Consider the following 26,022-nt stretch of genomic DNA (forward strand, 5'->3'; position numbering starts at 1 on the left):
CAGAGACTAAAGCACCGGGAGAGAGACGGGCTGTGCAGATCTGGGAGGGTATCACGCTCGCGATGAACCAGCTCCGCAGCGAGAAGCTGAAGACGTTCTTCAGCCTGCTCGGGGTGATCATGGGCGTCATGTTCCTCATCGTCGTCGTGACGGTCGTGGAGGGCCTCGACCGGTACGTTCGCGAAGACGTCACGTCTCAGATCTTCGGCATCAACACCGTCACGGTCCGGCGCTGGCCCGAGTCCGACGTAAACTCCGACGATGAGGTTTGGCGGGAGCGTCTGAGAAGCCCACGGCTCCGGTACGAGGATGCGGACGCGATCCGGGCACGACTGACGATTCCGGCGCGCATCGCGGTGGAGAGCAGCACGGGTTCCGACGCCATCGGCGACAACGGACGCACGGCAACCGGGGTCCGAGTCACCGGCGCCTCCCCTGAGATGTTTGCAATTCGCAATCTGAAGATCGCGCGCGGCCGGGCCTTCACCCAGCAGGAGGCCGACCGTGGGATCCCGGTCCTGGTGCTCGGCAAGGAGACCGCCGAGGTCATCTTCCAGGACCTGGACCCGATTGGGCGAACCGTACGACTGCGCGGCTTCCCCTATCGTGTCATCGGAGTGCTGGAAGAGCGAGGCTCGATTTTCGGCCAGTCGCTCGACAACTTCGCGGTGGCTCCAGCCCGATCCCCGATTCAGTCGGTCACGAACCCCCGGGGAGTCATCGACGAAGTCATCATCCAGGCGCTCAACCCTGACCAGGTCCGGGAGATCCAGCTCGAGGTCGAAGGCATCATGCGGTCGCGCCGGCAACTGAGGCCGCATCAGGCGAACAACTTCGGCGCCGAGACCGCCGAAGACGCGATCAGTTTCTGGGACAACATCTCGCGCGTCCTCTTCACCGCTCTGCCGGGCCTAGTGGCGATCTCGCTCGTGGTGGGAGGAATCGTGATCATGAACATCATGCTCGTCTCGGTCATGGAGCGCACTCGGGAGATCGGCGTCCGCAAGGCACTGGGAGCTCGCCGGCGCGACATCATGAGCCAGGTGCTCATCGAGTCGATCACCCTCTCCACGGTCGGTGCCATGTTCGGCGTTGCCGCGGGACTCGGGATCGCGACCCTCATCGCCGCTGTTTCCCCGCTCCCGGCCGCCGTGAGTCTCAAGTGGATCATCGTGGGTGTGGGCCTCGGCACGTCGGTGGGCATCACCGCGGGCGTCTACCCGGCCTCGCAGGCATCGAAGCTCAACCCCGTGGACGCGCTCCGCTATGAGTGAGAAGCCAACGCCCACGGGCGCCTCCGCTCTGACTTCTCTGCACGAGGGCCTGCTCATCGCGTTCGACGCGATGCGCGCCAACGCCATCCGCTCGGGCCTCACGATCCTCGGGGTGGCCGTCGGCGTGTCCGTCGTGGTGGCGCTCGCGGCGCTCATCACGGGCATTCGCTCGAGCGTCATGGAAGCGTTCGAGGCGGGCGGGCCCAACAACTTCGTGGTGATGCGCTTCGACTTCACCGCCGTTCGCCTTTCGGACGCGGGCAACAACCGACCCCCGTGGTGGAACAAGCCCGAGCTGCTGCCGGAGGAGGCCAAAGTCCTCGACCGTTTACCGACCGTCGAGGCGGCGATGTTCACGTTCCCGTTCTCCATCGATATGGACTACGACGGGCACACGGTCCGCAATATCCAGACGAGTGGGTACTCGGCCGGTTGGCCGGCGTATACCCCCGGGGACTTCGTCGCCGGCCGTGACTTCACGCCGGCCGAGGTCGACCAGAACCGTGCCATCACGGTGATTTCGGAGGAGCTCGCGACCGAGCTCTTCGGTGAACGCGACCCGATTGGGCGACGGGTGCGCATGCTCAACCGCTGGCGCGGCACTCAGGAGCCCTTCAGGGTGGTCGGTGTGTTCGCGCAATCGGACAACATCTTCTCGGGTTTGATCCAGCATTTTGCGATAGTCCCACATACGGCAGCAAGGCGGCGACTTCGTCAAAGCCCCGAAATGGCCCAGATCGTCATCGTGCCGAAGGAATCGGTCACGTTCGAGCGAGCCCAAGACGATGTCATCGCGGCGATGCGCGGCATGCGCGGACTGGGTCCGCGTGAGGAGAACGACTTCGCAGTTATCGCGTCGGCCCAGATTCTGGATCTCTTCGAGCAGCTGACCGCCGTTTTCTTTCTCGTGATGATGGCGCTCTCCTCGACCGGCCTGCTCGTGGGCGGCGTTGGAGTCATCGGCATCATGCTCATCAGCGTTACGGAACGCACTCGAGAGATCGGCATTCGGAAGGCCGTGGGCGCCACTCGGAGAGAGATCTTGTGGCAGTTCCTCGTGGAAGCTTCCGCGATGACCGCCGTCGGGGCACTCGTGGGCATGCTCATGGGATGGGGCTTGGCATCCGCCGTGGCCGCGTGGACTCCTCTGCCCGCCAGAATCCCCATCTGGGCCATCTTTACCGCGCTCGGGATGGCCTCCGTGACGGGTATGCTGTTCGGGCTGCTGCCCGCGCTGCGCGCAAGCCGCATGGACCCGGTGGAAGCTCTGAGGCACGAGTGAGCCTTCTAGAAGGGTGATCGGAAAGGGGGGTGGGCCGCGCGACCCACGCCATGCGGCGTGGGTGCCCCGCGCTCGCGCGCGTTCAGGCAAGGAACGACGAGGAGTCGTAGCCGAGCGGGCACCGCCGCCGAAGGCGGTGGTCCGACGAGGAGAGACGATGGATCAACCGCGCGGGCACCGACCAAAGGTTGGTCGCCCTGTGCCCAGCACCGGGTTGAAATGAACAGACGAGTGTGTGGGTTGCGGTGGCACGGCCCCGTCTCCGTCGTTGGAGCTTCTCGGACCACCGCCTTCGGCGGCGGTGCCCGCGACGGCTATGCCTTCGAAGCTCCGCGACCCACGCGATGCGCGGGTGCCCTCTGGGGCCGTGGCATCCCGGGGACCCGTGCGTTAGCACGGGTGGCGGCCCGCCCCCCTTTCCGATCACCCTTCTAATGGACAGGGGGCTTGACCTTCTGGTCATCATGGCCCACCCCGACGATGCGGAACTCCTCTGCGGGGGCGCGCTCATCAAAAGCGCCGCCGCCGGAAAGCGAGTCGGCGTTCTCGACCTCACGGCCGGCGAGATGGGCAGCTCCGGATCGATTGAGCAGCGCGCTGCGGAGGCCGCTCGAGCGGCGGATATCATGGGCCTCGCTGAACGATGGAACGCGGGACTTCCCGATGCGGCGCTCGAGAACGACAACGAGTCCCGCCACATCGTCGTGGAGCATCTCAGGGCACTCCGGCCGAGGGTCGTCGTCACGCACTGGAAGGTCGGCCTCCACCGGGACCACCGGATCGCGAGCGAGCTCGTGCGAGATGCTTGCTTCTTGAGCGCGCTCAAGAAGCTCGACGTGACGGGTGAGCCGTTACGTCCCACGAAGCTCATCCACGCGACCGCGTTCCGCGAAGACGCCGTCCCCCCCGACTTCGTCGTTGACATCAGCGAACACATCGATGCGAAGCTCGAGGCGATCAACGCCTACGAGTCTCAGTTCGAAGGTGTCAGCCAGGCCGGGGAAGCTTTCCCTGGCGGTGACCGACCGCTCATCGATCAGATCCGTGCCCAACTCGCGCACTACGGGTCGCTGATTCGGGTCCCGTACGGTGAGCCCTTCCGTGTCGACGAGGCGCTCGAGGTCGGCGACCTCGCCGAGCTAGGGGTGTCGACCTTCTGACACCTGCTGCACTCTGCTGCTCAGGTCGTCCGACACACCACCTCGAGCAGGACACGCCGCCACGATGGCACCTCCGCGCCTCGCACGCGCAGGGCCCGTGCTTCCGCGACCCCACCCCGTAGCATCCACGGCCAGAGCCATTGAGCGATTTCGGGCGGCAGGTGTCCGATGGGATCACCCGAAGTGAGGTGTACCCAGACCTCGGGGTTGTCCTGTACAGGTGGGTCGGCGACCAGACGCAGCGTATCGCCGTCAGTCACGGTATCCAGGTGACGGTCTCGACCCGCGAATACCGTCCCGTGCACAGTCGACCGGAAACAGCTGGGCGGGTCGTCGGGAAGCGGCGCTGAAAATCGCGTCATTCAGTCGGGAGTGGGCGCATGGTTCGGGGGAAAGTAGAACACCGTTAAGTTATGGTCTCCTAAGTTATGGTCTCCGCAACGGGCAGCAACTAGCGCCTTCTAGTGTAGTGTTGCAGAAGTCTCTAGCCCATAGTGTCCTAGGCGCGTATATTGGTGTCCATGGCTACAACGACCAAGAAGTTGCGACTGCGACGGGGTGATCGAGGGATTCTCGAGTCTTGGGTACGGTCTCGGACGCTTCCACGGCGGCAGGTGGAGCGAGCGAAGATTGTCTTGGCCGCCTCCAGGGGAGAATCGAGTCGCGGCATTGCTGCCTCGGTGGGCATCGCCCGGGACACGGCGCGCCTCTGGATGCGGCGCTACGAAGCGGAAGGGCTCGATGGGATCGAGAGTGACCGGCCCCGGCCCGGCCGACCCCGGAGGTTCACGCGTACGCTCGAGGAGGAGATCGTACAGAAGACCACGAGCGAAGACCCTCCGCCCGAGGAGTCGACGCACTGGACCAGTAGGCTGATGGGCAAGGCCCTGAAGATCGACCATGTGAGCATCTGGAGGGTCTGGCGCAAGTACGGACTCAAGCCGCACCAGATCCGGCGCTTCAAGCTTTCCCGCGACCCCCGCCTGGTCGAGAAGCTCCACGACGTGGTGGGCGTCTATATGAACCCTCCTGACAACGCCGTGGTCTTCTCCTTCGACGAAAAGAGCCAGATCCAGGCTCTGGACCGCACGCAGCCCGGGCTCCCGCTGAAGAAGGGCCGAGCCGGCACCATGACGCATGACTACAAGCGGCACGGCACCACCACCCTGTTCGCGGCCTTGAACGTCGCCACAGGCCACGTCATCCATGAATGCATGCCCCGGCACCGGCATCAGGAGTTCTTGAAGTTCATCAAGACCGTCGAACGCAGCGTCGATCCCGATCTCGAGATCCATGTCATCCTCGACAACTACGCCACGCACAAACACGAAAAAGTCCGTAACTGGCTGACCAAAAACCCCCGGGTCCACTTTCACTTCATCCCCACCGGAGCCCCGTGGGCCAACATCGTGGAACGCCTCTTCGCTGAACTCGACGCTCGGCAGCTGAAGCGGCTGGCCGTCAACAGTGTCTCCGAACTCATCGACGTCATCACCGCCTATTTGGACCATCGAAACGAGGATCCGACTCCCTTCATTTGGACGAAGTCAGCGAAGGAGATCCTCGAAAAGATCGACCGTGGGCTAAACACTTTGGCAACACTACACTAGATCCTCCTCCGCAGCTGACACGGATGCACCCCGTCTACCTCGACTACGCCGCGACGACGCCGATGCGCTCAGAGGTACGAGAGGCGATGGATCCTTACCTCTCCGATACGTTCGGCAACCCCTCCAGCCTGCATCGATGGGGTCGGAAGGCCTCCGCGGCCCTGGAGGAAGCGCGAGCCGTCGCCGCAGAAGCCCTTGGCTCGCAACCGGGTGAGATCTTTTTCACACGGGGCGGCACCGAGTCCGACAACCTCGCGGTCCTCGGCCGCTGCCGGGCGATCTCCCTGGAGGGCGTCGTGCCCACGCTGGCGATCAGCGCCGTCGAACACCCCGCCGTGTACGACACCGCTCGCTGGGCAGAGTCGAGGGGGGAGCTCCGGCTGGTGATCCTCCCGGTCCACCCGGACGGAACCATTGATCTAGACCCCCTTCGCGTCGCGTTGAAGGACGGACCGACTGTGGTGTCCGTCATGTGGGTGAACAACGAGATCGGCTTGTTGCTCCCGATTCCGGAGATCGCCACGCTGGTAGAGGAGCTCGGGGGCACGCTACACACCGACGCGGTACAGGCGATCGGGAAGGTGCCGGTGTCGACGACGTACCCCGGTATCCGCCTTCTCACCGCCACCGCACACAAGATCTATGGACCGAGGGGAACCGGGCTGCTCTACGTACGAGAGGGAACTGAGATCGCGCCTCTGCTCCATGGTGGCGGCCAGGAAGGGGCACTGCGTCCGGGGACCGAGGACGTAGCGGGCGCCATCGGGTTCGCGACTGCACTCCGCCTGGCCGTTGAAGAGCAGGCCGAGGAGGCGATGCGCCTCGGAGCACTGCGGGACGCGTTCGAGAGCCGCGTACTAGCTCAGATCGACGACGTGCGGATCAACGGGGGCGCAGCGCGGCGGAGCCCGAGCATCTCCAGCCTGGGGATCGACGGGGCTGACGGTGGCTTGTTGCTCAACGCGCTCGACCTCGAAGGCGTGGCCACCTCCGGCGGGTCGGCGTGTGCGAGCGGCAGTAGCGCAGCAAGCCACGTGATCAGCGCGCTATTCGGTCCAGACGATACGAAGGCGACAGTGCGATTCTCGATGGGTCGGAGTTCGAGCGAAGCAGACGTGTCGCGGGCGGTGGCAGTGCTCGCGGAAGTAGTCGGCCGGGTACGCGGGCTCGAAGAGGTGTCATGAGTCGCGTTCTGGTCGCGATGTCCGGTGGCGTCGATTCCTCCGTGGCCGCTGCACTCCTCGTGGACGCGGGGCACGAGGTCGTCGGCGTGACGATGAAGACGTTCTGCTACTCGGATGCACCCGCGCACTCCAAGACGTGTTGTGGGCTGGACGGGATCCTGGACGCGAAGCGCGTTGCGGACGCGCTCGGGATTCCCCACTACGTCTTCGACGTGGAGGAGGACTTCACCCGCGACGTGATCGACGACTTCGTGTCTGAGTACGCCGAGGGCCGCACGCCGAACCCCTGCGTGAACTGCAACAGCAACACGAAGTTCAAGGGTCTCCTGGCCCGCGGGCAGGCGCTCGGTTGTGACCAGATCGCGTCGGGGCACTACGTGCGGATCGAACACGCGCCAGCGGGATCATCTCTGCTGCGAGGGCTCGATCCGGACAAGGACCAGTCCTACTTCCTTTGGGCGATGCCTCGGTCCTTGCTTCCCAAGTTGCTCTTTCCGGTTGGTGAGCTGACGAAGAGCGCCGTGCGAGCCCACGCACGTGAGCTCGCCCTCATCACGGCTGACAAGCCCGAGTCCCAGGAGATCTGCTTCGTGCCCAGCGGGAACTACCGAGATCTGCTGGAAAAGCGTTTGAGCCCGTTGCATCCGGCGCTCCAGCCGGGTCCGATCGTGCGCCGGAGCGGAGAAGTCGTCGGCGAGCACAATGGATACGCGAGCTTCACTGTCGGACAGCGGAAGGGTCTCCACGGAGGGTTCCCAGAGCCGATGTTCGTTCTGCAGATCCGCGCAGACGAGCGAGAGGTCGTAGTCGGTACTCGCGACGAACTGTTCGAGGACGTTGTCGACATCGGGGGGCTGAACTGGTTGGGGGAGCCCCCGACCGTCGGCGAACTGGTGAACGTCCAGCTTCGGTACCGAGCTCCAGCCGTGGCGGCGATCGTCACCCGGATCGACGACTCCTTGACGCTCGAGTTGGCCGAAGGGCAGATCGCGGTGACGCCAGGGCAGTCAGCGGTGCTCTTCGATGATGACGAACGCGTATTGGGCGGCGGAAGGATCGCACGGGCATCGACGCAAGCGATGGTGTAGCCGGGAACGCTAGCAGCCCGTGGTAGAAGTACAGTGGGCCGCCACCCGCAAGCGGGTACCCGGGGGTCTCGCGAGTTCAAGAGTAGGAAGGACGACGAGTCGTAGCCGTAGCTACGGGGAGGAGGAGAGACGACCTATTGGGCCGCGACCCCCCTGCGCCCAACACCGAGTGTGCCAATACCTACCGGTTCGTGGGTTACGGTGGCACGGCCCCATCTCCGTCGTTGGCGCTCCTATCCGTAGCGACGGCTATGGCGTCGTCGCACCGCGACCCACGCTACGCGCGGGTGGCCCTCTGGGGCCGTGGCACCCGGGGACCCGTGCGTAGCACGGGTGGCGGCCCGCTGTACTTCTACCACGGGCTGCTAGGTCAGTGTCGCAGGCCGCTGGCCTCGGCAAACTCTTCCATCGCCCTTTGCTCATCATCTGTCAGCTCGTCCGGGACCGAGACCTCGACTTCCACGAGCTGATCCCCCACCCGGTTGGCCTTCCTGATACCTTGTCCGCGGATGCGGAACTTCGTGCCGGACTGCGTCCCCTTCGGTATACGGAGCACGACCTTCCTCCCGCTCGCGGTCCGAACCTTGATCTTCGACCCCAGGGTGGCTTGAACGATGTTGATGGGGATCGTCACGTGGATGTCGAGTCCCTCCCGCGTGAAGAAGCGATCCGGCTGCACCTTGAAGGTGATGATCAAGTCTCCCGCCTTGCCGCCCGACTTCCCGCGCTCCCCCTGCCCCGACAGCCGGACCTTCGCCCCAGTGTCGACGCCAACCGGCACGTTGATCTGCAGCTTCCGCTGCTGACGGACGGTTCCACGTCCATCACACGAGGAGCAGGGAGTCTCAGGGATCATGCCACGCCCGAAGCACGCCGGGCACGGACGCTTGACCGCGAATCCCCCGTGACCGAAGGAGATGTCACCGGTGCCCTTGCATTCCTTGCAAGTATGGGGGTCGGTGCCAGGCTTGGCGCCCACGCCGCTGCACGTCGCACAGTCCTCGGTGATCGAGACCTCGATCGAAACCTTGCCACCCCGCACCGCCATGAGGAATGGGATCTCCACGACGTACTCGACGTTGTCCCCCTTCTCACGTCCGCCTTTCTTCACGCCGGAAGGCTCCCTCTTGCCGATGTTGTCGAAGAGGGTGCTGAACAGATCCGAGATGTTGCCGAAGCCGCCCTGAAGGTCCTCGAACGAGAACCCCGTGTCAGTCTGCGTCCCAGGACCGGAGCCACGCCCCGCCGGGTCGCGGCCGCGACCCAAACCGAACGCGCCAAGACGACGCATCTGATCGTACTGCTTCCGCTTGGCGGGATCGCTCAGGACCGAATACGCCTCGCCGACCTCCTTGAAACGATCGGAGGCCTTGCGATCGCCACCGTTGGCGTCCGGATGGAACTGCTTGGCGAGCCTGCGATATGCTTTCTTTAGCTCGCCTGGCGTCGCCTTCTCACCGACTCCGAGGACCTGGTAGTAGTCCTTCTTCGCAGCGGCCATTCGTGCCTAGCTGTGCTTGTGAACGCTCACCCGGGCTGGCCGGACGAGAACGCCCTTGAGCGTATACCCCTTCTGAAACACCTGTGCGACGACATCATCCTCTTCTTCGTTCTCCGTGGGGACACGCATCATCGCCTCCATGCGTTCCGGGTCGAACGCGTCGCCGACAGGATCGATCATCTCCATGCCCGAATCCGCTATGACCCGCACGAATTTCCGTTCCACAAGGTCGATGCCCTCCATGATCCCCTCGACCGTTGCATTGCTCAGGTCGAGGTCGGCGACCCGATGAAGGTCGTCCAAAACGTCCAGAAACTTCTCGACCAGATCCGCCTGCGCCCGCGTCCACGATTCCAGCCGCTGCTGCTCGGTCCGGCGGCGGAAGTTATTGAACTCCGCCGCGAGCCGGAGGTGTCGGTCGTTCAGTTCATCGAATTCTGCCTGCAGCGCGAGCGCTTCGGCGTCACCGTCGTCCTCGGAATGCGCACCATCTTCCGCCCCCGCAACCGCCCCGTCCGGCGACACGTCGCCGTCCGCCGTGTCGTCCTCATCCGACTCGTCGAACCCCTCGAGCGGGTCGTGAAGATTGGAGTCGTCCGTTTGGCCGGCGTCATCATCATCGATGATCTCGTCGCCCTCGGCGGGCTCGATGTCATCCGTGTTCGATACGGCATCCGTCATGATTTCGTCTTGTTCGGGAACGGTCCAAGCGTACAAGATACCATGCCTGCGGCTCGCCGTTCAGCTGTCTGCCCCGCAGCAGCCGGTGGTAGAAGTACAGCGGACCGCCACCCGCAAGCGGGTACCCGGGGGTCTCGCGAGTTCAATAGTAGGAAGGACGACGAGTTCCACCACGGGCTGCTAAGCTTGCAGGCTTCGGAGCAGAAGCGCGAAGGCCGCCTGAGCGGCCCGCTCTCGCACCGCGTGGCGATCCCCTACGAAGCGGGCGTGCTCACTGGTCGTGCTACCGGGACGCGAGACCGCGAGCCAAACAGTACCGACGGGCTTCTCATCGGTCCCGCCACCTGGTCCCGCGATACCCGTTACGGCGACGCCAACGGCCGCGCCGAGCCGCCGCGCGACACCCCTCGCCATCTGAATCGCGACAGGCCCCGAGACGGCCCCGTGCGTCGACAGCAGCTCCTCCGGGACCTGGAGCAGGGCTTCCTTGACCGCGTCGTCGTATGCGACGACCCCACCGACGTAGACGTCGGACGCCCCGGGGAGGTCTGTAATCCGCTTGGCCATCAAGCCGGCCGTGCAACTCTCGGCGGTGGCCAAGCGCATGCTTCGACCCCTCAGCGCCTCCGAGACCGACTCTACGATATCACCGCTCGTGGCGCGAAAACGCCACGGGTCCACGACCGGCTCCAGGCGAGCGAGCACATGATCCAACTGGGCTTGGGCAGCCTCGGCGGGTATCCCATGTGCCGTGAGCCGCAGATCGACCCCTCGCAAATCCGGCAAGTACGCGACCGACACGTCAGGGGCGAGCTCTGAGATGGCGGGAGCCCGGGCGAAGGCCCCCTCGATCAACTCAGCGAGGCGGGACTCGGGGACTCCGGTCGTATGGACCGTTCGGTGGGAGACCGGGAGCGCGCGGTCCCGAAACTCGACCTCGAGGAAATCGCTCAACTCCCCCCGGAAGATCGCGCGCAACTCCCGAGGCACGCCCGGGAGCAGCACGACCCAGGTCTCTGAAAACCGTATCGCGAGGCCCGGCGCGGTTCCCCGCGGGTTGTGTAGGACCCGCGCTCCCCTCGGTACTTCGGCCTGTGAGACGTTCGGGGCCGGTAGCTCCCCGTATCCACGAGCCTCGAACAGCTCGCGCAGACTCTGCAGTAAGACCTGGTCCACTTCAAGCGGTGCACCGATCAACTCCGCCACGGTCTGCCGCGTGATGTCATCCGAGGTCGGGCCCAGCCCCCCTGAGACAAGCACGAGGTCCGCGATGCCGGCGGCCTCCCGCACGGCATATCGGATCTCCTCGGCGACATCCGCGACCGTATACCTGCGGACGATCGTGATTCCACGGGACGCAAGAGCTCGACCCATCCACGCCGAGTTGGTGTCGACCGTTTCGCCGAAGAGCAGCTCGTTGCCGACCGAAACGACGCAGGCGTGGACGCCCGACGCGTTCACGCGGACCGCCTCGGCTCCGGCCTTAGCTCCTGATTCCGACCAGAGACCGGTACGACCACAGGTAGTCCAGCATCGAATAGATCGTCAGGATGAGAGCGAGCGCAAGCGTGACGCCGACCCACCCGGTGTGCAGCGTCTCCCAGTAGCCATACAGGCCCTCGTCGTCCCACACCCGAGACTCCGACAGCATGCGCAGCGGATACCAGAGCAGCAGGCCGCCGATGAACAATGCCTGCGACAGCGCCTTCTGTTTCCCCGACTTGCCGGCAGCGATCACCACACCTCGCCCCACTGCGTAGCCACGGAAGATCGTGATGAAGATTTCCCGCCCAAAAATGACCACCAACACCCACACGGGCATTGGACCCCACCACGGGATCAGATCGCCGTCCGAGCCTCGGTGGGATATGACGAAGAACGCGGTGAACGTGACAAAGAGTAAAAGCTTGTCCGCTATGGGATCGAGCAGCTTGCCGGTGTCCGTGATCTGGTCGTATCGGCGCGCCAGGTACCCGTCCCAGATGTCGGAGAGACCCGCAACCACGAAGAGCACGAACGCGCCGAACCGAACCGTCATCGTCGGCGACAAGGCCATGAAGAAGACCACCGGACACACGGCGATTCTGGCCAATGTGATGACGTTGGGGAGCGTGAGGCGGTTCTCGGACAAGGGCCTGCCTCGCGTGGTCAGGCGAGCGCTTTGATGACCATCTTGCTCACGCACGACAGGGTCTCAAAGACCCCCTTCCCTTCGATCGCGACACCCTCGAAGTCCGGCACCCCCATTGGGTTGATCTGGGCCCGGAGCTCTTTGGGAGAGAGCACGTTCGGCATGTCTCGCTTGTTGTATTGGATCGCGAAGGGAATCGTCTTCAGGTCGTATCCATAGGTCTCGAGGTTCTCGTACAGATTGTGCATGGACTCGATGTTCGCCTCGGCCCTCGTGGCCTGCGAATCGCCTACGAACACCAGCCCGTCGACACCCTTCAAGATCAGGCGACGGCTGGCGTTGTAGTAGACCTGCCCCGGAACGGTGTAGAGGTGGAAACGAGTCTTGAAGCCGCGCACCTCACCCAGGTCGATGGGGAGGAAGTCGAAGAAGAGCGTGCGGTCGGTCTCCGTTGCGAGAGAGATCATCTTTCCCTTGGTATCGGGATTCACCCGGGAGTAGATGTACTCCAAGTTCGTCGTCTTGCCACCGAGACCGGTGCCGTAGTAGACGATCTTGCAGTTGATCTCGCGCGAGGCGTAGTTGATCATCGACATGGGTCGACGCTACCTCTCTCGCCGCACGGTCGTTGGCTCCGCCGGACCGATGATGGCCGGCTCGAAGGGCCCATAAACTCGATAGCCCCGCCCTGCGAGGCAAGATGAACGCTTCACAAGCCTTCAGCCTCTGCCGGCAAGCCTACCTGCGCCACTTCTTCCTCCATCCGAGATGCGATCGATCGCGCCCGCTCACGCAACAACCTTCTGGGCTCCGATGCCACGAAGTCCCTTAGCATTCGAATAGTGTCGACCGAGGCGGGAGCCTTGTTGACGTGCCCGAGGGCAGCCAATCGCCGCAACGCGCGGGGGGAGAAGAGATCTCGCTGGTGGCGCGTGATCTGGTCGCGGATGATCAGCGCGGCGAGCGCCCCGGCGGCGGCAGCCACGAGCACCGTAATCCCCGCCGTCCGGAGTCGGTTGCTCAAATCGACATCTCCCGCCGTCCGGCGAGCGCCTGGGCGATCGTCATGCCGTCTAAGTACTCCAGGTCGCTCCCAACAGGGATGCCACGCGCGAGCCTCGTCACGCGCGGTCCCATCGGGCGGATTTCCTGGTCCAGATACACCGCCGTTGCTTCTCCTTCCACCGAAGCGTTCGTAGCGATGATGATCTCCTGAATCTCTCCCTCAGATTGACGAATCCGCTCCAGCAAGGGAAGCAGATTCAACTCGTCGGGCCCCACGCCGTCCAGGGGAGAAAGGCGCCCACCGAGAACGTGGAAGAGCCCGCGATACTGCCCAGTGCGCTCGATCGCGCCCACCTCGTACGCCTCCTCCACGACACACAGTACGGTGCCATCCCTCCGAGGATTCGAACACACTTCGCAGAGCTCATGCTCGGAGAAGTTTCCGCACACGTCGCACCGGCGAACCCGGTCCGCGAGGTCAACCAAGGACCGAGCAAGCCGCCGCGTGTCCTCCTTCGAGCCCTTCATGAGATGATGAACCAGACGGAGCGCAGTCTTGGGCCCAATACCGGGAAGCCGCGCGAAGTCGCCGGTGAGCCGTTCGATCACCGACATGGACGTGGCCCTCCGGTCTCGGTGGTCAGAAGAGCTTCGCTAGGCCTGGGATGTTCATGGGAAGCCCGCCGGTGACCTTCTTCAGCTCCTGCTCATACTCGCCCTGAGCCTTGACCTGAGCCTCGCTCACCGCAGCCAGGACGAGGTCCTCGAGCATCTCCACGTCGCGGGAGTCGACACAGGTCGGATCGATCTGCACCTGCTTCACGGAGCCCTTCCCGTCCACTGTGACGGTCACCATTCCGCCGCCGGAGGACGCCGACACCCTCCTGGCCTCCAAGGCCTTCTGAAGTTCCGTCATCTTGGCCTGCATCTGCTGGCCGAGCTGCATGAGCTGCTGAATGTTGTCCATGGCTCCGTAGGCTAGAAGGCTGTTGAAGAAGTACAGCGGGCCGCCACCCGTGCTGTCGCACGGGTCCCCGGGTGCCACGGCCTTAGGGCACCCGCGCTTTGCGCGGGTCGCGGAGCGGCGAAGGCATAGCCGTAGCTACGTCGAGGAGCTCCAACGACGGAGATGGGGCCGTGCCACCCCAACCCACACCCACGGACGATCATATCAGCCATGGTGTTGGGCACACGGCGACCAACCTTTGGTCGGTGCCCGCGCGGTTGATCCATCGTCTCTCCTCGTCGGACCACCGCCTTCGGCGGCGGTGCCCGCCCTGCTACGACTCCTCGTCGTTCCTTGCCTGACCGCGCGCAAGCGCGGGGCACCCACGCCGCAAAGCGTGGGTCGCGCGGCCCACTGTACTTTTTCAATAGCCTTCAATCCATTAGCTCCAGATCCAGTTCTTCTACCGCCGCTCGCAGGCGGGGTTCCTGGCGGAAGAGAGCGCTCAACCTGTCCCTCCGGACCTCCTCCTCGGTGATCCGCGCGGCCTCCGGCGCAGCCTCCGCAGGGAATGCGAGAACCAGATCAGGGACCCGGCCCAAGTACGGCTCCAGTCCCCGACGGACTTCCGCCAGAACGGCGGAGGTCCGCAGCCTCTCCGTCGCCGGACCGGGCGGCGGCGTAACCTCGATGCGTCCGTCCGCCAGCTCCCGCACGGTGCAGGAGCGCAGAAAAGCACTGAGTCCCCGCGGCACGGTCTGCGCGGCGTCGAGCCAGCTCAGCCACGCCTCCTCGATCCGCTGCAAGGGCACGATGTCGTCCCCCGAAACCGAGACTCCTCGAGCGAATCCGTTGGCGTCGGCGACTTGAGACACCCCCTTATTAGTCGTGGCTAAGTCCAACGTATCCTGCGTGTTGGCATCGTTTGTATCATGCTTGGCATCATGTGAACTATCTGTGCCCAAACCACCGCCACCTCCCGCCCCACCGGTCGGCGGCGGCGCCCCACCGAGAGCCGAGATCAGCTCCTCGAGGGCGATCGTGCGATCCAAATAACTGAGCCGAAGCAGAAGCATTTCGATGAGCACGCGCGGATTCGAACTGCGCCTCAGGCTGCCCTGGCTTTCAAGCTCGGCCGCGGCCGCGAGCATGCGGACCAGGTCGGCGGCCTCGAACGCGTTCGCTCGCGAAACAAAGTCGGCCCGGAGCTCCTCCGGGAGATCGAGAGGCGTCTCCGGGGCGAGGCGTAGCCGCAGCAGTGTGCGCAACACGTCCAGAAGGCCGTGGTAGAACTCTACCAGGTCGTACCCCTCATCGGCGAGCCGCTCGACCAGCGTGAAGACCTCCGCATGGCGGCCCCCGGAGAGGATGTCCATCAGCTCCAAGTACCACGCTTCCTCGACGAGGCCCAGCACCCGGCGGACGGAGTCAGCCTCGACGTCACCACCGGTCAAGGAGATGACCTGGTCCAGCATTGAGAGGGCATCGCGCATACCGCCGTCGGCTTTGCGAGCGATCATGCGAAGCGCGTCTTCGGACGCGTCCGCACCTTCCTGGGCAAGCACGGCACTCAGCCGGGAAACGATGTCGGATACGCCGATGCGCCGGAAGTCGAATCGCTGGCAACGCGAAAGGATCGGCGCCGCTGACTGTTCGATCTTCTGAGGCTCCGTGGTCGCGAAGATGAAGATCACCCGCGGCGGCGGTTCCTCGAGTATCTTCAGCAAGGCGTTCCATGCCTCACGCGTGAGCATGTGAGCCTCGTCGACGATGTATACCTTGTATCGTTCGGGCCCGGAGGGTGCGTACATCGCCCGCTCACGGAGATCCCTCGCATCGTCGACACCCCGGTTGGAGGCAGCGTCGATCTCGACGACATCCAAGGCGGTGTGGCCACCCCAAATTCGTGTACAGCTCTCGCACACCCCGCACGGCTCGCCCTCCGCGCTACGGTCGGGACAGTTCAGCGCCATCGCGAGTATGCGCGCCAGTGTCGTCTTGCCGACACCGCGCGGCCCGCAGAAGAGGTACGCGTGTCCCACTCGCCCTCTAGAGACCGCGCTGCGGAGTGTGTCGGAAACGTGCTCTTGCGTCGCCACATCCGCGAACGAGCGGGGCCGGTACTTACGGGCTAAAGCAATGTGGGACAATATGTTATCGCGTTAGAAGTGCCGCCGATGAATCCCCTCCCGAGGCGAGTCGTCGACACCGCTGGAAGGAAGGAAGATGCCCCAGGCGACCCGCAGCGACGATCACCGCACTTACCGCTGCTACCTGCGGGGTCCTGACGGGATTCGTGAGCTTTCGCCCTGCGGACCTGGGGCACCTCTGAAGCTATTTCTGAGGGCGTGGGCGGTCAACGAGGCTCGCTCGGGAACCGAGGGCCCACCATTCGGCATCCTCCCTTAGCAGCCCGTGGTAGAAGTACAGCGGGCTGCTACGGCCAGCCGGGCCTCCAGGCGTCCTCAAGGTGCTCCAAGCGCGTGACGCGGCCGTCCAAAGCGACCTCGATGGCGATGACGTCGAAGCGGACCGGACCGTCAGCAGGCATGTTCCGAACCAGGTACTCCGCGGCGACGGCTTCGATCTCGCGGCGCTTCTTCCAGGTCACGGCCTCTTCAGGATGACCGCACTCGCCCCCTGCCCGGGTTTTCACTTCGACGAACGCGAGCAGCCGGCCCTTTCGCACGACCAGGTCGACCTCGCGGCGGCCGAAGCGATAGTTTCGTGCCATGACGGTCCAGCCCGCCGAGCGGAGGTAGCGGACGGCGAGCCGCTCGCCACGACGGCCCAACACGTGCGGCGGGTGGTCCGGGAAAGTGCCCATCCAGAACGATCGCAACCCGGCTGGGACCGAGGGATGAGCGGATGGGACCGTTTGGCAGCCCGCTGTAAATGTACCAGGGGCAGCTGAATCAACCGCCTGACGCCCCAGTGAGCGGGGCCGACACGTTCCGTCCGATCGCTCTCGCGATCACCTTGATCTGCTCCATGAGGCTCGCGAACTGATCTGGATAGAGAGACTGTGCCCCGTCGGACATCGCGCGTGGCGGATCCCCATGCACCTCGACCATCAACCCGTCCGCACCCGCAGCTACCGCGGCCCGCCCCATGGGGATGACCTTCGATCGGATCCCCGTGCCGTGGCTCGGGTCCGCGATGATCGGGAGATGCGACAGCGACTGGACGACCGGGATGGCCGCAAGATCCAACACGTTTCTGGTATGCGTGTCGAAGCTTCGTACGCCACGCTCGCACAGGATCACGTTGGGGTTTCCCTCGGCGAGAACATACTCCGCCGCGAGTAAGAACTCCTCGATCGTAGCGGACATGCCACGCTTGAGCAGCACGGGCTTTCCGGAGCGCCCAGCGCGGCGTAGCAACGGATAGTTCTGCATGTTCCGTGCTCCGATCTGCACGATATCGGCGTACTGTGCCACGAGGTCCACGCCTTCGGGGTCCAGAGCCTCTGTCACGATGGCCAGTCCTGTCTCTTCACGGGCTTTGGCGAGCAGTTCGAGTCCCTCCAGCCCGAGGCCCTGGAAGGAATACGGTGAGGTTCGGGACTTGAACGCGCCGCCGCGAAGCACCGTCGCGCCCATCTCCTTGAGCTGGTGCGCGATGTCGAGGATCTGCGCCTCGCCCTCCACCGCACATGGCCCGGCGATCACGGCGATGTCCGACCCTCCGAACGAGGTACCGTTCGCGAGTGACACGACCGTGTCCTCCTCCTGCCACTCTCGCGAGACCTGCTTGTATGGGCGCGTGACGGGAATGACCTCGAGTACGCCCTCGAGACCCTGCAGCCGGCCCGCATCCACACCGCCGTCATTGCCGATGACACCCACGGCGGTCCGCTGTCCACCCGGAATGGGCCGGGCATCGTAGCCCATGTCTTTGATGACTCCGACGACCGCATCGATCTGGTCGGCCGAAGCCGAGTTCTTCATGACAACGAGCATCAGGAGACTCTGTTGGGGAAGGAGGAACCTAAGTCTACACGTCTGCTGGGAAGTGCTCAACGACCCTCGACGGCAGCCTCGACGACGGGGCCGTCTTCGTCGATCCACACGGTCAAACCGTCCTCGCCGGGTACGATGTGCCCGCCGAAGCCGTGTTGTCCGACCTGCAGCACCGCGTCGGCTGGGCGAGTAGGCGGATACACGTGCGTGACGACGAGCAGTTCCGGGTCGGCGAGCGTCGCGATACGGGCCAGACCCGATGGAGCGAGGTGGAGCTCCATTTCGGGAGGGTCCCTCAGCGCGCATTCTCCGATGAGGACGCTGCATCCCGCCAAGAACTCACCCACCGCGTCCGAGGGCCCTGTATCGCCGGTGTAGCTCACGACGCCGCTCGGGGTCTCGACACGGTACGCCACGGACTCGTCGGTATGGGGTGTGGGGTGAGCGCGGACGCGGAGCCCCGATCTCCGCTGCTCGAACACATCGTCGGGTTCGAGCTCGCACACCCGGAGCGGAAAGCCCGGGTTCACGACATGGTCCCCCAGCGCCGAGCCGAGGCGGCTCAAGAAGTCGCGGAAGCCAGGCGGACCGATCAAGGTGAGCGGTTCTTCCCTAGCTCCCGCCAAGCCGTGCCTGAGCGCAAACAGGACCCCCGAGAGATCCCCCACGTGGTCGTTGTGATAGTGGCTTATCGCGATGTGGCTCAACCCCGCCCAGTCGACGGCGTGTCGGGCCAGGCCATGCAGGGTCCCCGATCCACAATCGAGTAACAAGCGAAACCCGTCTCCGTCTATCAGGTGCGCGGCGGAGCTTCGAGACGCATCCGGAAGCAACGTCCCGGCTCCCAGTATCGTTACGACGGTCACAACGGGGGCGGATCAGGCCACTCCTGCCGCCTCGAGGGCCTCTTCGAGCTTCACCCCGACGATCGTACTGACCCCAGGTTCTTCCATCGTAACCCCGTAGATCCAGTCAGCCGCCTCGATCGTGCGAGCGTTGTGGGTGATGACCACGAACTGGCTTTCCGCCTTGAAGTCTTGGAGAAGCTTGATGAAGCGCCCGATGTTGTTCTCGTCGAGCGGCGCATCGACCTCGTCGAGCACGCAGAACGGGCTCGGCTTCACGAGATAGATGCCGAAGAGAAGCGAAAGCGCCGTGAGCGCACGCTCTCCGCCAGAGAGCAAGTCGATGCGCTGCGTCCTTTTGCCGCGGGGAGACGCGTGAATCTCGATGGGCGACTCGAGAGGATCGTCTTCGTCCTGCAACCAGATGTCCGCCTCACCACCCTCGAAGAGCCTCACGAATGTCTTCCGGAAATTCTCCCGAATGTCCTCGAAAGTCCCCATGAAGAGGTCCGTGGCCGTCTTGTTGATCTCCCGGATGGCAGATTGCAGGTCGTTCCGGGCATCCACGAGATCTCGTTGCTGCTCGGTCAGGAACTCGAGACGCTGGCTCTCCTCCTCGTGCTCTTCGACCGCCAGCATGTTCACGGGCCCGATCTTATCGAGCGCCAGGATCAGCTCACGAAGCTCGTCCTGCAGCGCCACCTGCTCTCCTTCGACCGGTGCAGCATCCTGCAACAGCGTCTCGAGCGGACGTCCCCATTCGCCTTCCAGACGTTCGCGGATGCGCTCGATGCGTCCGTCCAGCTCCTGGCGCTCCAACTCCAGCTGGTGCCGTCGGTCGGACGCCGCCCGCTCGGCGGTCCGAGCTTCACGTACCCGCTTTTCTGCAACGGCCAACGCGTCGGCAACCTCCTGGAGTGTATGACCCTTCGCTCGCACCTTCTCTTCAGACGTGGTCCGCTCACCGAAGAGTCGCTCCGTCGCCTCGTCGCCTTCGGCTCGAAGCCGTTGCGCCTCCGCGCGCTCCTCTCGCAGGCGCCTCTCCTCGACATCGAGGGCCGTCATGCGTTCGTTGGCTTGCGTACGGGCCTTCAGGATCGTGTCCACACGCTCACTGAGGCGCATCACGTCACCTTCGAGGCGGGCGACGTCTACCGCGAGTCGCGCCTCCTCGGCACGCGCGATCTCGTACTCTTCCTGAACGACCTCTACCACTTGGCGGGTCTCAGTCCTTTCGCTGGCCAGACCTTCTTCCTGCTGGAAGAGGATCTCGCGGTAGCCTCGCGCTTCACGAGCCCGCTCCAATGCGCGCGCCTGAGCCACCTTCGTGCCCTCCGCCTGTCGGGAAAGCTCGTCACGCAGATAGTCCATCCGGCCCTGCTGATCGGACTTGGTGTCGACCTCGGAATGGACCTTTCGTAGCTCGTCCTCGGCCGTGCGCAGCGACGCACGGCTCTGCTCGAGCGCACGTTCGGCTCCCGCGAGCGCCTCCTGGACGGTCTCCCGTCGCGTCCGCGCGGCTGCCTCCGAAGAAGTAGCCTCCTCGAGCTCGGCGAAGCATTCACGAAGCTCCTCCTTCCGTTCGAGCATGCCTGAGGCGCCGGCAGGGTTCCCCACACGGACGACGCCCCGCGCCTCCGTGACCGCGACACCGTCCACGGTCGATGCTTCGACTCCCTCCAGGAGCGCGTGCACCCACGCCTCACCGTCGCCGTGTGCTCGCACTTCGCCGAAGAGTCCACCGCCATCTCCAGACATCGAAGGGACGCTATCGAGTGGCAACAACACGAGTCCACCACCGCCGGTCCAGCTCTCGGCGAACCACGACGTTATTCGTTCGACGCCCCCGCGGTCGCGTAGCACCAGTGCACGAGTCAGGCATCCGAGGTGCGACTCCAGCGCCGCCGTCACCTTCGCGTCCGCTTCAATGAAGTCGGCCAGCGTGCCCAAGATGCCGGCGTCCCCGAGTGCGAGCGCAGCCTTTACGACCGGATCCAGCCCCTCCTGGTCTCGCTCCAGCCGCTCGAGCGCGGCCTTCCGGGCCTCGCCAGCCGCCGCCCGGGCGACGGCCTCCCGCTCCGCGACGAGCGTGGCGTCCAGTTCTTCACGGGCCGTGGTCGCCGCGGAAAGGCACACGTCCACCTCTTCCTGAGCCGCTTGCAGGGCCCCAGACAGTTCATCCAGACGGTCAGAGAAGAGGTCCCCCTGAGATTCGATCTCGGACAGGGCGTCCACCGCTGCCTCGATGTCGCCGGCCACTCGCACGAGGCGGTGGCCGAGCTCCTCCGCCTGAGCATCGGACGCCTGGGCGTCTCCTTCGAGCTGGGCACCCCGACGTGAGAGATCTCGCTCGCGGGTCTCAACCCCGTCCAGCCTCTTCCGCGCTCCCTGCAGTCGCTCCCGCACTTCCTGGACTGCGGTCACCCGCGCTGCAGCCACCCCCCGCAGCTCCTCCAGCTCCTCGGCGACGCGGTCACGATCCGATCCGAGAACTCGCTCGTCACGCTCCAGCGTCTCGGCCTGTTGGAGCGTCTGGCCCCGTTCCTCGTCTATCTGCGCCAGGCGACGTTCGGCGTGCGCGGCTCGCTCGTCGGCTACCGCGAGATCGCGCTCCCACCGCACCAGCTCCTCGCGAACCGCCTCGAGCGCTTTCGCAACTTCCGCGCGTTCCTTTTCCGCTCCGACTTCCTTCAGTCGCAGCGACTCGTACTGAGCCTCGGCAGCGCCTAGCTCCGCGACCTTCCCTTCCCCGGTCTGGATGTCGCCCTCGAGCTCCTTCTCGACGCGGCTCATCCGGAAACGGAGAGTCTCCAGCTGGTAGCGCACGACCGCGACCTCGACATCGAGGCGGCGCTGGCGGTACTCGATATACCGCTGAGCCTTCCCCTTCTGGCGCGCAAGCGAACGGACCTTGGTATGCACTTCAGAGATCACGTCCTCGAGACGCTGCAGATCCATCTCCGCGCGCTCGAGTCTGCGGGTCGCTGCCTTGCGCCGGTCCTTGTACTTGCCGATCCCGGCGGCTTCCTCGAAGAGCCCGCGGCGCTCCTCGGCGCGATCGGATAGGATGGCGTCGATCATGCGGTTCTCGATGATCGAATAGGCGTTCGCACCCAATCCTGTGTCGCGACACAGGTCGAGCACATCCCGTAAGCGACACGCAGATCGATTGATGGAGTACTCGCTGCCGCCATCTCGGAAGATCTGCCGGCCCAGCTCTACCTCTTCGAATGGAACGGGCAGTGCTCCGTCCTCGTTGCTGACGGTGAGCGATACCGAACCGCAATTAACTGGCCTCCGGCTTACGGTGCCCTGGAAGATCGCCTCCTCCATCTTGGCGCTCCGAATCGCGGTCGGACGCTGCTCGCCAAGCACCCAGCGAATCGCGTCGCTGATGTTGGACTTACCACATCCGTTGGGGCCGACCACCGCCGTGATGCCGTCGTGAAACTCGATGGTGGTGGGGTCCGCGAAGGACTTGAACCCGTGAATCTTGAGTGAGCGTAGCTTCATGGATTCTGGATAGCTGTCATGGAAGGGGCGGCGTGCCCTCCGGTGAGATCCACGGGATGTCGACCCAGCCGAGCGCAGCCGCCCCCACGATCGCGAGCAAAATGATGCTCAAGACGAGCATTACTAGGGACCTCGACCTGGTAGCGGCGGGAGCAATACCGCCGTCCGTCGCCTCGACGATCGATGCTTCCACCTCGGTCAGCGTAGAGTCGTCCCCCCCCTCCACCGCCCCCGCGAGCGGGTCCAGGAGCCCGGCCAGCTCGTCCGGGGGAAGCATATTGCTTGGGGTGGCCGAGGCGGCCGGACCGGTGACCGCCCGGATCGGCGCCGCCGTGCCATCTACAGCCGACCAGGCATCTTCAGTCGACGCGGCGAGCAGAACCACGTCGGTCGCCATCTCCAAGATCGCCGACTTGCCATCCGAATCATCCCCAACGTACGTGACCAGCGTGACACCGGCCTCCACGAAACCGCGGGACAGGCGTCTCCATCGCTCGCTCCCGAGGACTGCGGCAGGATCGGCGGTCGCCGTGCCCGCAGTGATGAAGAAGAACGTACCCTCGTCGGTCCGCTTGGCAACGCGCCGCACGGACGAGCCGAAGAGCACGGTGTCCGTGACGCCTTCCGTGTTGTCGGTTTCAAGGCATTCATGAAGCGTCGCGCCCGCGAGCGCGGTGTCAGCGAGTACAACCCTTCGACCGGACCGGCTCCATGCCCTGACGATGTCGACGGTGGCCTCGATCGCCCAACCATCCTCCCGTGCCCTCCTGGTAGCGACTACCGCGACAAGCCTTCCCGGACGCTCGGCATGCTCCGGGAGGACCGGAGTGGCGTTTGCGTCGAAAGCGCACCACTCGGGGAGGTCTGCCATAGGTGCAGGGGCCTCGTAGCCACTCCGCGACTGATGCGGAGTAGTCGGTTGCTTGGTCGATTCGGCCACGGCATCGATGCCGGCCGGCAATAAGTTAGGTCCCCGGCGCCCGTGTAGCAAACCCGTGCATCCCCCCAAAAACCCAAGCGCGCCGGGGCTTGTTGAAGGATCAGGGCTCCTGGGCAGGCTCCCACCGGGGCGCGTCCCCCCAGAGATTCTCAAGCTGGTAGAAATCTCGCGATTGCGGGTGGAATACGTGGACGACGAAGTCGATGTAGTCCAGCAATACCCAGCGACCTCCGCTCAACCCCTCGACGTGTGCGGGACGAACGTTCTCCTTCTTGAGTTCATCCGCCACGTGTTCTGCGATCGCTCTGACTTGAACGTCCGAGGTCCCACTCGCCAGCACGAAGTAGTCGGTCGCGGTCGAGATGCCACGCAGATCCAGAATCAGGACGCCGTGTCCCTTGCTCTCGAGCGCGAGGTCGGCCGCACGAGTGACTTCGTCGGGGAAGTCCCGTGCATCCGCCCTCACCGCCGCTAGCCCTCTTCCCGCTCCACCCGCACCTCGATGCTCACCTCGACCTCAGCGTGTAGCCGGATCGTGATGGCTTCGACACCGAGCGCCTTGATCGGCTCGTCGAGCAGGACCGCCTTTTTGTCGAGCTCGAAGTCCAGCCCGCCCTGGTTGGCGCGCTCGGTGATGTCCGTGGCAGTCACGGAACCGAACAGCTTGCCGTCGTCCCCTGCGCGCTCTACGAACGTGAGCGACACGCCCTCGAGCTGCGAAGCCCGCCGACGTGCTTCGAGGTAGCCGCGGCGTGAGCTCTGTTCAGCGCGCGTCTGCTCCTCTTCCAGGCGTCGAATATTCACATCGCTGGCCGTAAACGCGAGCCCCTGCGGTATGAGGTAGTTACGGCCATATCCAGGCCGGACCTGCACGACCTCGCCAGCCTCTCCGAGGTTCTCGACTGCCTTCTTCAGGATCAACTTCATCGTTCCTCCAAAGCGTCTTTCAGGCGGCGCGTTCCGCAATGCGTCCGCGTACGTCCAGATAGATGTCACCCAGTCCGATCAATAGCGCTCCACCAAGTACCAGAGTCGGCACGAGCAGGAGTCCGACCGCCGTTACGAAGAATCCGAGCAGCGACACACCGCCTCTCATGAACACGACGACGGCGGCGCCGCGCAAAGCGCACAGCGCGCCCATGAAGACCACTGCGTTGGCCCCCACACGCCCGAGCGGCTCGCTCACACGCGTGACGAGGAGCAGAAGCCCCCCGACAAAGACCCACACCAGTTGGTCGTGGAATCGAAAATCCTTCAAGGGGCCCAGAGCCTGTTCACGACTGTCCGTCAGGCGGGCATACATCCACCACACGACGCACAGGGCCGCCATGGAAGCCACGCCGGTAATCGCCGGAAACACCTCCATCTGTGCCTCCGCCATGTCGTACATCGACAGGACGAGAGCTGGTGCGAGCGCTTGACCCCCACGCAACGTCACGAGTTGGTCCAGCATCTGGGCAATCGTGAATTGGACTCGATCGGTGATCGCCCAATCCAGCGCACTCCACGCTCCTGCGCGGACCGCGATGAAGCCCGCCGTGACGGTGCCGGCACCGAGGACGGCCATCAAAGCCCATGTCGACGGCTTCGACGCCGGCCGCGCCAGCGACAGCGCGACGAACCATCCGCCGAGTAGGAGCGCCCACGCTCTATCGATGAACCACACTCCATCGCGGACCCCCGATACGGTCACCAACATCGCGAGCAAGACAGCGGCGAACGTCCCCAAGCCCCGCATGCCCTTCACGCCAACCAGCAGCAGGAAGGGGATCGCAAGCAGCACGCCGGCGTTGGTGACAGAGGCGAAGAAGACGACCGCGAGCAGGGCGGCGGCGCCACGCCAGCTGCTACCTTCCCCCGCCGCGACCTCTACTGAACTGCGATCCGACACGTTCGATCAGCCTTCGGTACGCCGCGTGTACGGGACCAACGCGAGATATCGTGCGCGCTTCACAGCCCGGCCAAGCTGACGCTGGAAACCGGCGGAGACCTTCGTAGTACGCTTCGGCAGAATCTTGCCTTGCTCGGTCATGAAATGTGATAGCGTGCCAACGTCCTTGTAGTCGAGGACGAGGATGGGCGGACCCTCCATCCTACGACGGCGCCCGCGTGGGCCCGAGAATTCCGGGGGCCCGGCACGGTTGTGAGCCTCCTCTTCGACCTCTTCCTCTTTGGGCTCGTCTTCCTCCTGCTCGTCCTCGTCCTCGTCCCTTTCGGCGCCCTCGGCCGTGGCACGAGGCCGGGCCTCGCCCAGAACCGAGGCGCCGCTGGTGAGCTCACCCTCGCTTACCACGAGCAGATACCGCATCACCTCGCCGTCGAGCTTGAGCAGGCGTTCGTACTCCGGCAGGGCCTCCGGAGCCGCCGTGAAGTGCGCCACGACGTAGTAGCCAGTCGACAGCTTGTCGATCGGGTAGGCGAGCTGGCGGGTTCCCCAGTGATCGATCGCGGAGACCTCACCGCCCTTGGAGGTCACCAGCTCGTGGAGTTTCTCGAGCTTGACCGTGACGGCGTCCTCTAGGAGCGCCGGGTCGAGAATGTACACGACCTCGTAAAGCCGCATGATTCGTTCCCTCGGTCCGTGGGTTGGAACGGGCCCCGTCATGTCGACCATCTTGGCTGCGGCGCCAGTGGTAGGACGGAGCGGGATAACTGCCTGTGCCGCTTTCGGCAGGGCGGAAAAGCTAGTGGATCGGAAGCGGAGGAGGAAGCGCTCCTCGGTGCCAGCACCCCGCGGGAGAACTGCGGCAGGCCCTAGAAGGCTGTTGAAGGAGTACAGTGGGCCGCGCACATGGTGCTTGCGCGCGTTCAGGCAAGGAACGACGAGGAGTCGTAGCCGAGCGGGCACCGCCGCCGAAGGCGGTGGTCCGACGAGGAGAGACGATGGATCAACCGCGCGG

The 26,022-nt window shown here is 64.6% G+C and carries 25 protein-coding genes and 1 other RNA gene; 6 read left to right on the top strand and 20 right to left on the bottom strand.

Annotated features, from left to right (window positions below; translation table 11 throughout):
• Positions 1–32 precede the first annotated feature (32 nt).
• The 3 genes from IIB36_12100 to bshB1 all read left to right on the top strand — a co-directional run bounded on the left by IIB36_12100 (position 33) and on the right by bshB1 (position 3,716).
• Positions 33–1,274 carry an ABC transporter permease gene (locus IIB36_12100; GenBank protein ID MCH7532482.1) on the top strand — a complete coding sequence of 414 codons (1,242 nt, stop codon included), beginning with the start codon at positions 33–35 and terminating at the stop codon, positions 1,272–1,274.
• Positions 1,267–2,556 (top strand): ABC transporter permease, encoded by a 1,290-nt coding sequence (locus IIB36_12105; GenBank protein MCH7532483.1) that lies wholly within the window; start codon positions 1,267–1,269, stop codon positions 2,554–2,556. The genes IIB36_12100 and IIB36_12105 overlap by 8 nt, the downstream gene beginning before the upstream one ends.
• A gap of 434 nt (positions 2,557–2,990) precedes the next feature.
• Positions 2,991–3,716 (top strand): bacillithiol biosynthesis deacetylase BshB1, encoded by a 726-nt coding sequence (bshB1, locus tag IIB36_12110; protein MCH7532484.1) that lies wholly within the window; start codon positions 2,991–2,993, stop codon positions 3,714–3,716.
• Positions 3,717–3,736: 20 nt separating this feature from the next.
• Here the strand turns inward: bshB1 and IIB36_12115 are convergent, their stop codons facing one another.
• Positions 3,737–3,976 carry a hypothetical protein gene (locus tag IIB36_12115; protein MCH7532485.1) on the bottom strand — a complete coding sequence of 80 codons (240 nt, stop codon included), beginning with the start codon at positions 3,974–3,976 and terminating at the stop codon, positions 3,737–3,739.
• Positions 3,977–4,237: 261 nt separating this feature from the next.
• Here IIB36_12115 and IIB36_12120 point away from each other — a divergent pair, with 261 nt between their 5' ends.
• Genes IIB36_12120 through mnmA form a run of 3 tightly spaced genes read left to right on the top strand, consistent with a single transcriptional unit; the run spans position 4,238 to position 7,598 of the window.
• Positions 4,238–5,326: an IS630 family transposase gene (locus IIB36_12120; protein MCH7532486.1), complete on the top strand. Its 1,089-nt coding sequence runs from the start codon at positions 4,238–4,240 to the stop codon at positions 5,324–5,326.
• Between the two features lie 23 nt (positions 5,327–5,349).
• On the top strand, positions 5,350–6,510 hold the full coding sequence (locus IIB36_12125; GenBank protein ID MCH7532487.1) for a cysteine desulfurase: 1,161 nt from the start codon (positions 5,350–5,352) through the stop codon (positions 6,508–6,510).
• Positions 6,507–7,598 (top strand): tRNA 2-thiouridine(34) synthase MnmA, encoded by a 1,092-nt coding sequence (gene mnmA / locus IIB36_12130; GenBank protein MCH7532488.1) that lies wholly within the window; start codon positions 6,507–6,509, stop codon positions 7,596–7,598. Before IIB36_12125 ends, mnmA begins: the two co-directional genes overlap by 4 nt.
• Positions 7,599–7,968: 370 nt before the next feature.
• On the opposite strand, the gene dnaJ is transcribed toward mnmA, so the two are convergent.
• From dnaJ to rpsF, 19 genes are all read right to left on the bottom strand, one after another.
• Positions 7,969–9,099 carry a molecular chaperone DnaJ gene (gene dnaJ / locus IIB36_12135; GenBank protein ID MCH7532489.1) on the bottom strand — a complete coding sequence of 377 codons (1,131 nt, stop codon included), beginning with the start codon at positions 9,097–9,099 and terminating at the stop codon, positions 7,969–7,971.
• 6 nt (positions 9,100–9,105) lie between these two features.
• Positions 9,106–9,780 carry a nucleotide exchange factor GrpE gene (locus tag IIB36_12140; GenBank protein MCH7532490.1) on the bottom strand — a complete coding sequence of 225 codons (675 nt, stop codon included), beginning with the start codon at positions 9,778–9,780 and terminating at the stop codon, positions 9,106–9,108.
• Positions 9,781–9,960: 180 nt separating this feature from the next.
• Complete coding sequence (locus IIB36_12145) at positions 9,961–11,241, bottom strand: CinA family nicotinamide mononucleotide deamidase-related protein (protein ID MCH7532491.1); 1,281 nt, start codon at positions 11,239–11,241, stop codon at positions 9,961–9,963.
• A gap of 22 nt (positions 11,242–11,263) precedes the next feature.
• A complete protein-coding gene (gene pgsA, locus IIB36_12150) occupies positions 11,264–11,911 on the bottom strand; it encodes a CDP-diacylglycerol--glycerol-3-phosphate 3-phosphatidyltransferase (GenBank protein MCH7532492.1) in 648 nt (215 codons plus the stop codon).
• Positions 11,912–11,928: 17 nt separating this feature from the next.
• A complete protein-coding gene (locus tag IIB36_12155) occupies positions 11,929–12,507 on the bottom strand; it encodes a gliding-motility protein MglA (protein MCH7532493.1) in 579 nt (192 codons plus the stop codon).
• 113 nt (positions 12,508–12,620) lie between these two features.
• Positions 12,621–12,935, bottom strand: a complete 315-nt coding sequence (locus IIB36_12160) for a hypothetical protein (protein MCH7532494.1) — start codon at positions 12,933–12,935, stop codon at positions 12,621–12,623.
• Positions 12,932–13,531, bottom strand: coding sequence for a recombination protein RecR (recR, locus tag IIB36_12165; GenBank protein MCH7532495.1), 600 nt, complete (start codon positions 13,529–13,531; stop codon positions 12,932–12,934). Before recR ends, IIB36_12160 begins: the two co-directional genes overlap by 4 nt.
• Before the next feature lie 25 nt (positions 13,532–13,556).
• Positions 13,557–13,883 (bottom strand): YbaB/EbfC family nucleoid-associated protein, encoded by a 327-nt coding sequence (locus IIB36_12170; GenBank protein MCH7532496.1) that lies wholly within the window; start codon positions 13,881–13,883, stop codon positions 13,557–13,559.
• A 413-nt stretch (positions 13,884–14,296) separates the two neighbouring features.
• Positions 14,297–16,012: a DNA polymerase III subunit gamma/tau gene (gene dnaX / locus IIB36_12175; protein ID MCH7532497.1), complete on the bottom strand. Its 1,716-nt coding sequence runs from the start codon at positions 16,010–16,012 to the stop codon at positions 14,297–14,299.
• A 75-nt stretch (positions 16,013–16,087) separates the two neighbouring features.
• Positions 16,088–16,186, bottom strand: an RNA gene (ffs, locus tag IIB36_12180) — signal recognition particle sRNA small type.
• A gap of 113 nt (positions 16,187–16,299) precedes the next feature.
• Entirely contained in the window at positions 16,300–16,689 is a 390-nt protein-coding gene (locus tag IIB36_12185) for a YraN family protein (protein ID MCH7532498.1), read from the bottom strand.
• Positions 16,690–16,777: 88 nt separating this feature from the next.
• A complete protein-coding gene (gene aroF / locus IIB36_12190) occupies positions 16,778–17,824 on the bottom strand; it encodes a 3-deoxy-7-phosphoheptulonate synthase (protein MCH7532499.1) in 1,047 nt (348 codons plus the stop codon).
• A gap of 56 nt (positions 17,825–17,880) precedes the next feature.
• Complete coding sequence (locus tag IIB36_12195; protein MCH7532500.1) at positions 17,881–18,597, bottom strand: ribonuclease Z; 717 nt, start codon at positions 18,595–18,597, stop codon at positions 17,881–17,883.
• 105 nt (positions 18,598–18,702) lie between these two features.
• Positions 18,703–22,182, bottom strand: a complete 3,480-nt coding sequence (locus tag IIB36_12200; protein ID MCH7532501.1) for an AAA family ATPase — start codon at positions 22,180–22,182, stop codon at positions 18,703–18,705.
• A gap of 16 nt (positions 22,183–22,198) precedes the next feature.
• The gene (locus IIB36_12205; GenBank protein MCH7532502.1) at positions 22,199–23,053 is read right to left on the bottom strand and encodes a hypothetical protein; all 855 of its coding nucleotides are present in this window, start codon (positions 23,051–23,053) and stop codon (positions 22,199–22,201) included.
• Positions 23,054–23,222: 169 nt separating this feature from the next.
• Entirely contained in the window at positions 23,223–23,588 is a 366-nt protein-coding gene (rsfS, locus tag IIB36_12210; GenBank protein ID MCH7532503.1) for a ribosome silencing factor, read from the bottom strand.
• Positions 23,589–23,593: 5 nt separating this feature from the next.
• On the bottom strand, positions 23,594–24,049 hold the full coding sequence (locus IIB36_12215) for a 50S ribosomal protein L9 (protein MCH7532504.1): 456 nt from the start codon (positions 24,047–24,049) through the stop codon (positions 23,594–23,596).
• Between the two features lie 19 nt (positions 24,050–24,068).
• The gene (locus IIB36_12220; GenBank protein MCH7532505.1) at positions 24,069–25,013 is read right to left on the bottom strand and encodes a hypothetical protein; all 945 of its coding nucleotides are present in this window, start codon (positions 25,011–25,013) and stop codon (positions 24,069–24,071) included.
• A 6-nt stretch (positions 25,014–25,019) separates the two neighbouring features.
• Positions 25,020–25,685 (bottom strand): 30S ribosomal protein S6, encoded by a 666-nt coding sequence (gene rpsF, locus IIB36_12225; GenBank protein MCH7532506.1) that lies wholly within the window; start codon positions 25,683–25,685, stop codon positions 25,020–25,022.
• Between the last annotated feature and the right edge of the window lie 337 nt (positions 25,686–26,022).

This window comes from Gemmatimonadota bacterium (assembly GCA_022560615.1).
Lineage (GTDB): Bacteria > Gemmatimonadota > Gemmatimonadetes > Longimicrobiales > Gaopeijiaceae > UBA1138.